This window comes from Streptomyces sp. NPDC090021 (assembly GCF_044748225.1).
Classification (GTDB): Bacteria; Actinomycetota; Actinomycetes; order Streptomycetales; family Streptomycetaceae; genus Streptomyces.
The window spans coordinates 1-12331 of sequence record NZ_JBIVFO010000017.1; the positions used below are offsets into that span (position 1 = coordinate 1).

General features: G+C 72.0%; 9 protein-coding genes. 3 read left to right on the forward strand and 6 right to left on the reverse strand.

What is annotated here, in order from left to right; all coding sequences use genetic code 11:
- Window positions 1-89: 89 nt before the first annotated feature.
- Together ACIPXC_RS15615 and ACIPXC_RS15620 are read right to left on the reverse strand one after the other, a co-directional pair.
- Window positions 90-809 carry a PspA/IM30 family protein gene (locus tag ACIPXC_RS15615; protein WP_401617621.1) on the reverse strand — a complete coding sequence of 240 codons (720 nt, stop codon included), beginning with the start codon at window positions 807-809 and terminating at the stop codon, window positions 90-92.
- 60 nt (window positions 810-869) lie between these two features.
- Window positions 870-2984 carry a TPM domain-containing protein gene (locus ACIPXC_RS15620; protein ID WP_401617624.1) on the reverse strand — a complete coding sequence of 705 codons (2115 nt, stop codon included), beginning with the start codon at window positions 2982-2984 and terminating at the stop codon, window positions 870-872.
- Between the two features lie 85 nt (window positions 2985-3069).
- On the opposite strand from ACIPXC_RS15620, the gene ACIPXC_RS15625 reads away from it, so the two are divergent.
- The gene (locus ACIPXC_RS15625; RefSeq protein ID WP_401617627.1) at window positions 3070-3309 is read left to right on the forward strand and encodes a hypothetical protein; all 240 of its coding nucleotides are present in this window, start codon (window positions 3070-3072) and stop codon (window positions 3307-3309) included.
- 56 nt (window positions 3310-3365) lie between these two features.
- Here ACIPXC_RS15625 and ACIPXC_RS15630 read toward each other — a convergent pair whose 3' ends face one another.
- From ACIPXC_RS15630 to ACIPXC_RS15645, 4 genes are all read right to left on the reverse strand, one after another.
- Window positions 3366-4136 (reverse strand): succinate dehydrogenase/fumarate reductase iron-sulfur subunit, encoded by a 771-nt coding sequence (locus ACIPXC_RS15630; protein WP_401617630.1) that lies wholly within the window; start codon window positions 4134-4136, stop codon window positions 3366-3368.
- Window positions 4133-6034 (reverse strand): fumarate reductase/succinate dehydrogenase flavoprotein subunit, encoded by a 1902-nt coding sequence (locus tag ACIPXC_RS15635; RefSeq protein ID WP_401617633.1) that lies wholly within the window; start codon window positions 6032-6034, stop codon window positions 4133-4135. Before ACIPXC_RS15635 ends, ACIPXC_RS15630 begins: the two co-directional genes overlap by 4 nt.
- 1 nt (window position 6035) lies before the next feature.
- Window positions 6036-6860: a hypothetical protein gene (locus ACIPXC_RS15640; protein ID WP_401617635.1), complete on the reverse strand. Its 825-nt coding sequence runs from the start codon at window positions 6858-6860 to the stop codon at window positions 6036-6038.
- A gap of 148 nt (window positions 6861-7008) precedes the next feature.
- A complete protein-coding gene (locus ACIPXC_RS15645; protein WP_401617638.1) occupies window positions 7009-7233 on the reverse strand; it encodes a hypothetical protein in 225 nt (74 codons plus the stop codon).
- A 346-nt stretch (window positions 7234-7579) separates the two neighbouring features.
- Between ACIPXC_RS15645 and ACIPXC_RS15650 the strand changes: the two genes are divergently transcribed.
- Window positions 7580-9919, forward strand: a complete 2340-nt coding sequence (locus ACIPXC_RS15650) for an ABC transporter family substrate-binding protein (RefSeq protein WP_401617641.1) — start codon at window positions 7580-7582, stop codon at window positions 9917-9919.
- Between the two features lie 334 nt (window positions 9920-10253).
- Entirely contained in the window at window positions 10254-12158 is a 1905-nt protein-coding gene (gene typA / locus ACIPXC_RS15655; protein ID WP_401617644.1) for a translational GTPase TypA, read from the forward strand.
- Window positions 12159-12331 lie beyond the last annotated feature (173 nt).

The following is a 12331-nucleotide window of genomic DNA, read 5'->3' on the forward strand; positions in this document are numbered from 1 at the left end:
GTAGCTCCGCTACGAGGATATTCGTCCCGCACGCCGAGGGCACGCACCGAACGCCGCTCCTTGCTCCACGGGGCAACTCAATACAGGCCCTAGGCGGCCCGGCCCTGCTTGAGGGCGGCCAGGCGGGCCTCGATCTCCGAGGCCCTGCCGAGGTCCTCCAGGGACTCGAACTGCGCGTCCAGCGAGGACGCGGCCAGCTCCTGCTTGCCCAGTGCCATCGCCTCCTCGCGCCGCACCTTCTCCTCGAAGCGGTGGAGATCGCTCGTCGGGTCCATCACGTCGATGTTCTTCACCGCGTCCAGCATGGTGTTCTGCGCCTCGGCGGTCCGCGCCCGCGCCACCAGCTCGTCCCGCTTCGCCTGGAGCTCGGTCAGCTTGTTCCGCATCGTGTCCAGGCCCGACGTGAGCTTGTCGACGACCGCCGTCTGCGCGGCGATCGTCGGCTCGGCCGTCTTCGCCTCCTTCTCCGACTGCAGCTGCCGGCCCAGCGCCACCTTCGCCAGGTTGTCGAACCGGTCGGCCTCCGCCGTCGCGCCCGACGCCCTCAGCTCGTCCGCCTTCCGGCTCGCCGCCAGGGCCTTGGAACCCCACTCGGCGGCCGCGTCCACGTCCTCCTTGTGGTCCGCCTCCAGCAACCGCAGGTTGCCGATCGTCGTCGCGACCGCCTGGTCCGCCTCCGAGATGTTGTTGCCGTAGTCCCGGATCAGCTGGTCCAGCATCTTCTGCGGGTCCTCCGCCTGGTCCAGCAGCGCGTTGATGTTGGCCTTGGCGAGCTGGGTGACCCGGCCGAGGATGGTCTGCTTGCTCATGACGGTTCTCTCCTGGTGAGGGATGGACTTTGTCCGGTACGGGACCCGCGCCGCGGGCGTTCAGAAGCGGCCGCCACCGCCCATGCGGCCCCGGGTGCCGCCGCCCCCGAAGGAGCCCGGGCCGCCGCCACCGCCGCCCCCGAAGCCACCGAACCCCCCACCGCCCCCGCCGAAGCCGCCGCCCCGGCCGCCCCGGCCGCCCCGCAGGATCTCGCCGAGGATGATCCCGCCCAGCACGGCGCCGCCCTGGCCGCCGCCCCGGCCCGCGTACGGGTCCCGGTACCCCCGTACGTCCTGCTCCGCCAGCTGCTGCGCCTGCCGTGCGAGCGCGTCCGCCTGCTGGGCCTCTGCCAGCGCCTCCGACGGGTCGCCCGCGGCCAGCGCCCCCGCCCGCTCCAGATGCCGGCCCGCCTCCGCCAGCCGCGTACGCGCCTGGCTGCCCACCGCGCCCCGGGTCGTGGTGATGTAGTCCGTCGCCGCACCGATCGCACTGCGCGCCGCCAGCATGGCCTGGTCCAGCAGGGCCGCGGCCCGCTGCCGGCCCGACTCCCGTTCCCGGGCCCCGGCCAGCGCCTCGTCCAGGGCCGCGTCGGCCTCCTCCACCCGGCGCAGGGCGTCGATCGGGTCGTAGCGGCCGGCCGCCTCCTCCCGCCGCACGTCGGCCAGTACGGCCTCCGCCCGGCCGATGCGCCCGCGCAGGTCCGCCGTGGAAGTGCCCTCCGCCGTACCGGTCAGCAGCCCGCGGGCGTCCGCGAGGTCGGTCTCCGTCTCGGTCAGCGCGCCCGGCAGCTTCCCGGCGGCCTCCGCCAGCTCCTGCGCCCGCCGCTCCACCGAGTCCATCAGGGTCGACGCCTGGTCCACCGCCCCCTCGGCGGACCGTACGTGGACGGCCGCCGTGCCGTTCTCACCGGCGTCGACGGCCGCATGGGCCAGCCCCAGGCGGGTCGCCGCGAACAGCAGGCGGTCCTTGGCCTGCTCGGGGTTGGAGGCGACCGGCGCCGAAGCGGAATCCGCGTACCGCCGGGTCAGCGCGGTCAGGGTCGCCTCGGCGGTGGTGCTGCGCCCGGTGAGCTCCAGATAGCGCTCCTCCACGGCCGCCAGCGCCTGCGGGGCGTTCCTCTCCAGGTCCCGCAGCCGGTCGAAGTCCGCCGCCTGGGCGTCCAGCCGCCGGCTCGCCTCCGTGCAGCGGGCGACGATCTCGTCCAGCATCCGCCGCCGGGTTGCGTCGTCCTCCGGATAGGCGTCGTCGAGCTGCTGGCGCAGCCGGAAGGCGTGCGTCAGCTCGCCCTTGGCGTACTCCACCGCCGCGGTGAAAGGGGCCGCCGCCTCCTCACCGAACTGCGCGCTGGCGAAACCGAGTTCCTCGGTGCTGGTGCGGACCGCGTCGTCCGTCTCCACCAGCAGGGACTTCGCCCGGCCGTCCAGCTCCGGCAGCGGCAGGCGGTCCGGCGCCCCCTCGGGCCAGCCCGGCCCGGTCGTCGTGCCCCGGCCGCCGGCCGCGTCGTCCCGGCGCCTGCGCCGGGTGTACGCGTACACGCCGAGCGCCCCGGCCGCGCCGACCGCGACCACCGGGAGCACATAGTCCCCCGCGCCGCTCCCGCCGCTCCCGCCGCCGGGGTCGACCGGACCGGGCGTGATGGTCGGCGCCGGCACGGGCTGCCCGCCGAGGACCGCGTTGTAGCCGTTCGCCGCGCCGATCGCCGCGCCCGCCCAGTCGTTCTGCCGCAGGGGCGGCTCGATCGCGGTCCGCGCCACCTCCGCCAGCTGCCGCTCGGTGAAACCGGAATCGACATCGGCCGAATAGGCGTACTGACGGGCCCCGGTGGCCACGGCCAGCAGGACGTCGTCCCGCCCGAGGCCGTTGCGCTGGGCGGTGGCGTCCGCCCAGCTCTGGGCGGAGCGCCCGGAGAAGTCCTGCACGTACACCACGAAGAGCTGGATCCTCCGATCGGTGTACAGATCGTCGAGGGCGGCGGAGACGGCGGGCTGCCGGTCGCCCAGCGCACCGACGAGATCGGTGATCTGCCCCTGCTGCGACAGGGCGACGGGATCCTCGGCCCGTGCCACCGGAGCCTGTGCGACACCCCAGCCGCCGAGCGCCAGCAGTCCGGCGGCCAGGGCGAGCCCGGCCCGTGCGAGTGCTCTGCTGCGCGGCGCTGCTCTCGGCGGGATCACATTTGGGAGGGTATGAGTGCTTCACCGCGGCCGCATCCGGAGCAAGGGGCAGTGACCCGGCCGGGGAGGTGGTCGTTGGCAGGCCATGAAGAAGATCATGACTGCGGCCGCGCTCACCGTGGCCGCCCTCGGCCTCGCCGCCCCCGCCCACGCCGACAACGACTCCAACTTCGGGGGCGGGGTGAACGCGGCCGACAACTGGAACTTCACCGCCGCCGCCGTCTGCCTCCAGGAGGTGGCCGTGGTCCCCGTCATGGGCGACTGGGTCGGCGACCACGCGAACAACTGCTCCAACGGCAACGTCGTCGACCACTCCGGCCGCTGACCGGGCGGTGAGCCGGGGCCCCCTCCTGCGGGGCCCCGGCCTCCGGCTGCCGGTCCTCAGCCCTTCCGGCGGCCGATCCGGCTGCCCAGCCACACCAGCGGGTCGTACTTGCGGTCCACCGCCCGCTCCTTCAGCGGGATCAGCGCGTTGTCGGTGATCCTGATGCCCTCGGGACAGACCTCCGTACAGCACTTGGTGATGTTGCAGTAGCCGAGCCCGTGCTCCTCCTGCGCGGCCCGCTTGCGGTCCAGACCCGCCTCCGAGGCCGCGTCCAGGGGGTGCATGTCCAGCTCCGCCACCCGCATCAGGAAGCGCGGACCGGCGAAGGCCGGCTTGTTCTCCTCGTGGTCACGCACCACATGACAGGTGTCCTGGCACAGGAAGCACTCGATGCACTTGCGGAACTCCTGCGAGCGCTCCACGTCGATCTGCTGCATCCGGTACTCGCCCGGGGCCACCCCCTCCGGCGGCACGAAAGCCGGGACCTCCCGGGCCTTGCGGTAGTTGAAGGACACGTCCGTGACCAGGTCCCGGACGATCGGGAAGGCGCGCAGCGGGGTGATCGTGACCGTCTCGGTCCGTTCGAAGGTCGACATGCGCGTCATGCACATCAGCCGTGGCCGCCCGTTGACCTCCGCGCTGCACGAGCCGCACTTGCCCGCCTTGCAGTTCCAGCGCACTGCCAGGTCCGGGGCCTGGGTGGCCTGGAGCCGGTGGACGATGTCCAGGACCACCTCGCCGTCGTGCACCTCGACGGTGAAGTCCCCGAGCGCCCCGCCTTCCGCGTCGCCCCGCCAGATCCGGAAGCTCGCGTCGTACGTGCTCATTCGTGAAGCTCCTCTTCGGCGAGGTACTTGACCAGCTCTTCCTTGTCGAACAGCGCGAGCAGGTCGGGGCGGATGGGGTCGGTGCGGGTCCGGACCAGCTCGATCCGGTCGGCCGCCGGGTCCGCCGGTACGGGGTCCACGGGCCGGCACAGCAGGTTCACCGGGCGCCAGGTCCGCTCCATCGCCGGGCAGTCCTCGCGGGTGTGCCCGCCCCGGCTCTCGGTGCGCTCCAGCGCCGCGCGGGCCACGCACTCGCTGACCAGCAGCATGTTGCGCAGGTCCAGGGCGAGGTGCCAGCCCGGGTTGAACTGCCGGTGCCCCTCGACGCCGGCCCGACAGGCCCGTACGCGCAGGGCCGCGAGCCGCTCCAGGGCCTCGGCCATCTCGCCCTCCCGGCGGATGATGCCGACGAGGTCGTTCATGGTCGTCTGGAGCTCCTGGTGCAGGGTGTACGGGTTCTCCGCGCCGTCGGTGGCATGGAACGGGGCCAGCGCCTCCGTGGCCGCCGCGTCGATCCCGGCCTGGGAGACGGCCGGGCGCCCCGAGGGTGCGGCCGCGTACTCGGCGGCGTGCAGCCCGGCCCGCCGGCCGAAGACCAGCAGGTCGGACAGGGAGTTCCCGCCGAGCCGGTTCGAGCCGTGCATCCCGCCGGCGACCTCGCCCGCCGCGAACAGTCCGGGCACCCCGACGGTGGCCGCGGTCTCGGAGTCGACCGCGATCCCGCCCATCACGTAGTGGCAGGTCGGACCGACCTCCATCGGCTCCGCGGTGATGTCCACGTCCGCCAGCTCCTTGAACTGGTGGTACATGGACGGGAGCCGCCGCCTGATCCGCTCGGCGGGCATCCGGGTGGACACGTCGAGGAAGACCCCGCCGTGCGGGGAGCCGCGGCCGGCCTTCACCTCGGAGTTGATGGCCCGCGCCACCTCGTCCCGGGGCAGCAGCTCGGGCGGGCGGCGGTTGCGGTCGGGGTCCTCGTACCAGCGGTCGCCCTCCTCCTCCGACTCCGCGTACTTCTCCTTGAAGACGTCCGGGACGTAGTCGAACATGAACCGCCTGCCCTCGGAGTTCCGCAGTACCCCGCCGTCGCCGCGCACGGACTCGGTGACGAGGATCCCCTTCACCGACGGCGGCCAGACCATACCGGTCGGGTGGAACTGCACGAACTCCATGTTGAGCAGGGGCGCACCCGCGAGGAGGGCCAGCGCGTGGCCGTCGCCGGTGTACTCCCAGGAGTTGGAGGTGGTCTTGAACGACTTGCCGATGCCGCCCGTGGCCAGGACCACGGCCGGGGCCTCCAGCACGAAGAAGCGGCCGGTCTCGCGTTCGTAGCAGAAGACCCCCGAGACCTTCGGTCCGTCCTTGAGGACCCGCGTGACCGTGCACTCCTGGAAGACCTTGAGCCGGGCCTCGTGGTCCCCGTGCTCCTTGAAGTCCTCCTGCTGCAGCGCGACGATCTTCTGCTGGAGGGTGCGGATCAGTTCCAGGCCGGTGCGGTCGCCGACGTGCGCGAGGCGGGGGTACTCGTGTCCGCCGAAGTTGCGCTGGGAGATCTTCCCGTCGGGGGTGCGGTCGAAGAGCGCACCCCAGGTCTCCAGCTCCCAGACCCGGTCCGGGGCCTCCTTGGCGTGGAGTTCCGCCATCCGCCACTGATTGAGGAACTTCCCTCCGCGCATGGTGTCGCGGAAGTGCACCTGCCAGTTGTCGCCCTCGTTGACGTTGCCCATGGAGGCGGCGATCCCGCCCTCCGCCATCACCGTATGGGCCTTGCCGAACAGGGACTTGCAGATCACGGCCGTACGGGCGCCCCGCTCGCGGGCCTCGATCGCGGCCCGCAGCCCCGCGCCGCCGGCGCCGACGACGACCACGTCCCACTGCTGCCGTTCCACTTGAGCCATCTCAAAAGATCCTCGGGTCGGTGAAGGCGCCGCTGGCCAGCAGGTACACGTAGAAGTCGCACAGGGCCACGCTGATCAGCGAGGCCCAGGCCAGTTGCATGTGGCGGGAGTTGAGGCGGCTGATCCAGCCCCAGAGGCGGTAGCGCACCGGGTGCTTCGAGAAATGCTTGAGGCGGCCGCCCATGATGTGGCGGCAGGAGTGGCAGGACAGCGTGTAGGCCCAGATCAGGGTGATGTTGACCAGGAACAGCAGGGTTCCCAGGCCCATGTGGCCCCACGCGTACTCCTCGTCGCGGAAGGTCAGCACGGTGTCGTAGGTGAGGATGCCCGCGACGGGGACGGCTGCGTAGAAGAAGTACCGGTGGGCGTTCTGGAGGATGAGCGGGAAGCGGGTCTCGCCGGTGTACCTCGCGTGCGGTTCGGCGACGGCGCAGGCGGGCGGCGAGGCCCAGAAGCCCCGGTAGTAGGCCTTGCGGTAGTAGTAGCAGGTCAGGCGGAAGCCGAGCGGGAAGACCAGGATCAGCAGGGCGGGGGACAGGCCCCACCAGCTGCCGAAGAGGTCCCAGTTGGGGCCGCCGCGCATCTCCACGCAGTTCTCCGCGAGGCACGGGGAGTAGAAGGGGGAGACGTAGGGGGCGGCGTAGTAGTCGGCGTTCGCGAAGGCGCGCCAGGTCGAGTAGACGATGAAGGCGAGCAGCCCGGCCGCGGTGCCGGCGGGGGCCAGCCACCATCGGTCGGTCCGCAGGTGCCGGGCCGTGATCGCGGCCCGCGAGGCGTCGTGGACGCCGCCGGGCCGCTGCTGGGGTCGTTCCGTGCCTGTGGCCAAAGGGGACTCCGGTAGGAGTGGTGAGGGGGCGCTCCCGCAGGGCCCGGCCGCGGGGCGGCCGGGCCGGACGGGGGTGCGGGACGGACGGCGTGGGGGACGGGGACGGCGTGCGGCACGCGGACGGCGTGCGGCACGCGCGGGCGCGGTGTCAGGGCGCGCGGCGGTCGCGGGCGCCCAGGCCCTCGTCGTCGGAGTCCGTCCACAGCGTGCTGTCGTAGGGGGTGTCCGGGACCGGAACCATCCGGGACTGGTCCGGCGCCGCCGACGCGGGCCGCCGGCGTGCGGCCGCGGCCTGCTGCTCCAGCCGCTCGACCTTCCGCGTCAGCTCGTCCAGGTTGCGTCGTACAGCGGTCAGATCGTCGTTCAGGGACATGATTTGCCCTCATTTCCGCCAGGGTGCGGTGGCAACGCTCATGTGCGCCTGCGAGTGTCGCGCTTCGCGTCCCCGGTTGTGAAGGGACGTGCAGCGATTGCGGGCGCGCAGGCGCGAACTGTGCGCCCCTCCCTGCCCCCATTCTCGTCCCTCCGCCGGGGGAACGCCCTCTTGCCGCGCACGCCGGATTGGTCCGCACGGGTGGGGTTCGCGGCGTGGCGGGAGGCGGCTGCGGAGGGTGCGCAGCGGAGTCGATTTCAGTGGATTCCGGCAACCGGTGTGATCAGCCCATATACCGCCGAACGTGATCATGCTTCCCCCACGCCCCGCCCCGGAGGTACCACCCATGTCCCAGAGAAGGCGCAGGTCCTTGGCGCTCCTGACCTCGGGAGTCCTCGCACTGCCGCTGCTCACGGGCTGCGGCGCGGGTGACGACGAGGGCGGCCCGGCCGCCGCAGGGCAGGACATCGCGACGACCAAACGAGACAAGGTCGCGGACGGGGGTGTGCTGCGGTGGGCGGTGGACGCCCTCCCGGACACCCTCAACGCCTTCCAGGCCGACGCGGACGCCACCACCAACAGGATCGCGGGGGCCGTGCTGCCGCACCTGTTCGTGCTGGACGCCAAGGGGCGACCGGTGGCCAATCCCGACTACCTGGAGAAGGCCGAGGTCATCGAGCGGGAGCCCAAGCAGGTCGTCCTGTACAAGCTGAACCAGCAGGCCGTGTGGAGCGACGGGCGGGAGATCGGCGCGCCCGACTTCGTGGCCCAGTGGCGGGCCCTGAACGGCAAGGACTCGGCGTACTGGACGGCGCGCAACGCCGGCTACGAGCGCATCGAGAAGATCGAGAAGGGCAAGACCGACCTGGAGGTACGGGTCACCTTCGGCAAGCCGTACGCGGACTGGCGCTCGCTGTTCTCCCCGCTCTACCCCAAGCAGGTCACCGGTACCCCGGACGCCTTCAACGAGGGCGCCCGCGGCACCCTGAAGGTCACTGCCGGGCCCTTCGGCCTCGGGGCGATCGACAAGAAGACCGGCACCGCCGCCCTGACCCGCAATCCGCGCTGGTGGGGGCAGCAGGCCAAGCTGGACACGCTGGTCCTGACGGCGGTGCCGCGGGCCGAGCGCCCCGCGGCGCTGGCCGCCGGGAAGCTGGACCTGGCGGAGATCGACCGGTCAGGGGCGGACCGCATCGCACTGGCCCGCCGGGACGCCTCCGGCAAGGGGGCCTCCGGCAAGGGCGGCGCGGCCGGTACCGGCGCGGGCGGGGCCCCGGCGCACGGACCGGGCGCCGCGCTGACCCCGGCGCAGGCCACGCTGTCCTGGGCGACCGCCTACGGCACGGACGAGGAGAAGGCGGAGGAGGAGAAGGAGAACCGCACCAAGCACACCGAGTCGGTCAAACGGTACGCGGACGAGCAGAAGGCGCTGCGCGGTTTCACGGTCCGCAAGTCCCTGGAGCCGGCCTACACGCAGCTGGCGATGAACGGGGCGTCCGGCCCGCTGGCGGACGAGCGGGTGCGCCGGGCGGTGGCCCGCGCCCTGGACCGCCAGGCACTGGCCGACCTGGTGCTGAAGCCGCTCGGCCTGCCGGCGAAGCCGGTCGGCAGCCACGTGGCCCTGGCCGGGCAGCAGGCGTACGCCGACAACAGCGGCGCCCTCGGCGGCCAGGACACGAAGGCGGCCCAGGCCCTCCTCGCCGACGCCGGCTGGCGCCGGGGCGGCAGGCTCAGCGAGCCGGCCGGCGCCAAGGCCGGGCCGGAGAGCGCGCCGCAGGACGACGGCAAGACCCCCGCGGGCCCGGGCACCGGGAACGACGGCCTCTACATCGTCGGCCAGGACGACGGGGCCAACGGCGACCACCCGGGCCCGGCCGACGCCGGGGCCGCCGGGGCCGGCGCCGCCGTCTCCTCGGCGGGCGACGGGCGGGACCGGGTCTCCCCGGTGCTGGCCCCCGCCCCGTTCGGGGCCCGGCAGCAGGCCCTTCTGCTGGCCCAGGCGGCCAGGCTTCGCCCCGTCGACGACGCCAAGCGCAGCGCGGCCCGGGACGGCGACGCGGCCGACGCCGACCAGGGCTCCCCGGCCCCCGCCCCGGCCAAGCCGGCCGCCCGTACCTCGGGGAACATGCTCGCCAAGGACGGCAAGGCGCTCACCCTGAGGTTCGTCCTCCCGGCCGGACCCGGCTCGGAGTCCCTGCGCACCGTCGGCGAGCGGATCTCCCAGATGCTCCGCAAGCTCGGGGTGAACACCGAGACGACCAAGGTGGCCGACGCCAGCTTCTTCAAGGACCACATCGCCTCGGGCCAGTACGACCTGGCGCTGTACTCGTGGCCGGCGACGGCCTTCCCCGCCACCGACGCCCGGCCGATCTTCGCCAAGCCCGAGCCGGCGGCGGACGGCTCGCTCATGGTGGAGCAGAACTACACGCGGGTCGGAACGGACCACATCGACCAGCTGTTCGATCAGGCGCTCGGGGAGCTGGACGAGGCGCAGTCCCGTGAGCTGGTGCGCAAGGCCGACGCCCGGATCTGGGCCGCGGCCGGATCCATCCCGCTCTTCCAGCGCCCGGAGCTGGTGGCCGTCAAGCCCGGCCTGGTCAATGCCGGAGCCTTCGGCCTCGGGGCACCCCGCTACCAGGACATCGGCTGGAAGAAGCCGCCGACCGCCAAGGGAAAGAAGAAGTAGCCCTGGCGAAGATGTGGTGACAAAGCGGTGCCTGTCAGGTTGACCCGCGGGTCACAACCTCAGATGTGACTCAAGTCCCTTGCCCGCCGGACATCCGGCGGGCAAGGTCGTGGATACCCGTTGACCCGCATGATTTCCCGCAGGAACGGCGGCCCGGGCACCCCACCACGCGCTCGGCCGCGATCATTCCTCCGGCCTCTTGACAGACCCCCCGGCAGGCGGTTCCCGCCATTCGACGTACCATGGGGTAAGGCCGTGGCAGGTTTTCGCCCGGTCGAGGCGCGCGTGCCAGGCCGTACGTGACGCCATCCACGATCCCGGGAGAAGCGCCGAAGTGCCCACGCGCCACGACATCCGTAACGTCGCCATCGTCGCCCACGTCGACCATGGCAAGACGACCATCGTCGACGCCATGCTCAAGCAGGCCGGTGCCTTCGCCGCCCACCAGCAGCTCGACGACCGCATGATGGACTCGAACGACCTGGAGCGTGAGAAGGGCATCACGATCCTCGCCAAGAACACGGCGGTGAAGTACCACCCCAAGGACGGCGGGGCCCCGATCACGATCAACATCATCGACACCCCCGGCCACGCCGACTTCGGTGGCGAGGTCGAGCGTGGACTGTCGATGGTCGACGCCGTCGTCCTTCTGGTGGACGCCTCCGAGGGTCCGCTGCCGCAGACCCGCTTCGTGCTCCGCAAGGCGCTGCAGGCCCGGATGCCCGTCATCCTCTGCATCAACAAGACGGACCGCCCGGACTCCCGGATCGACGAGGTCGTCAACGAGACCTACGACCTCTTCCTGGACCTGGACGCCGACGAGGACCAGATCGAGTTCCCGATCGTCTACGCCTGCGGCCGTGACGGCATCGCCTCGCTGACCAAGCCGGAGGACGGCACCGTCCCCGCCGACAGCGAGAACCTGGAGCCGTTCTTCTCCACCATCCTGGAGCACGTCCCGGCCCCGACGTACGAGGAGGAGGCCCCCCTCCAGGCGCACGTCACCAACCTCGACGCCGACAACTTCCTCGGCCGCATCGCGCTGCTGCGCGTCGAGCAGGGCGAGCTGCGCAAGGGCCAGACGGTCGCGTGGATCAAGCGTGACGGCACGATCTCCAACGTCCGCATCACCGAGCTGATGATGACCGAGGCGCTGACCCGCAAGCCGGCCGAGGTCGCCGGTCCCGGTGACATCTGCGCCGTCGCCGGTATCCCCGACATCATGATCGGTGAGACCCTGGCCGACCCGGAGAACCCGATCGCCCTTCCGCTGATCACGGTGGACGAGCCTGCCATCTCCATGGTCATCGGCACCAACACCTCCCCGCTGGTCGGCCGCGGCGGCACCGGCAAGGGCGCGGACGCCAAGTCCGCGGTCAAGGACCGCAAGGTCACCGCCCGCCAGGTCAAGGACCGCCTGGACCGCGAGCTGATCGGTAACGTCTCGCTGCGCGTGCTCGACACCGAGCGCCCGGACGCCTGGGAGGTCCAGGGCCGTGGTGAGCTCGCGCTGGCGATCCTCGTCGAGCAGATGCGCCGCGAGGGCTTCGAGCTGACCATCGGCAAGCCGCAGGTCGTCACCCGCGAGATCGACGGCAAGGTGCACGAGCCGGTCGAGCGCATGACGATCGACGTGCCCGAGGAGCACATGGGCGCCGTCACGCAGCTCATGGGTGTCCGCAAGGGCCGCATGGACAACATGTCGAACCACGGCTCCGGCTGGGTCCGCATGGAGTTCGTCGTTCCGTCCCGTGGCCTCATCGGCTTCCGTACGGAGTTCCTGACGCAGACCCGCGGCACCGGCATCGGCCACTCCATCCACGAGGGTCACGAGCCGTGGTTCGGCCAGCTGGTCACCCGTAACAACGGCTCCCTCGTCGCCGACCGCGCCGGTGCGGTCACCGCGTTCGCGATGACCAACCTGCAGGAGCGCGGCGTCCTGTTCACCGACCCCGGCACCGAGGTGTACGAGGGCATGATCGTCGGCGAGAACTCGCGCGCCGACGACATGGACGTGAACATCACCAAGGAGAAGAAGCTCACGAACATGCGGTCCTCGTCGGCCGACTCGTTCGAGGCGATCGTCCCGCCGCGCAAGCTCTCCCTGGAGCAGTCCCTGGAGTTCTGCCGCGACGACGAGTGCGTCGAGGTGACCCCGGAGGCCGTCCGCATCCGCAAGGTCGTCCTGGACCAGAAGGAGCGCTCGCGCACCGCGTCGCGCGCCAAGTCCGCCAAGTAGTAACCGCGTTCGGGTCGTCGGCCCCGGGTCCGCCCGGTGCCGACGGCCGCGGCGGCCCCCGACGGCCGCCGGGTGCGGGAAAACAGCAGCCCCTCTCCGTCACGGACTCCGTGCGGGAAGGGGCTGTTCGCGTCTGTCAAACGGATTTTTGCGTTCACCTGTCCGCATACCGA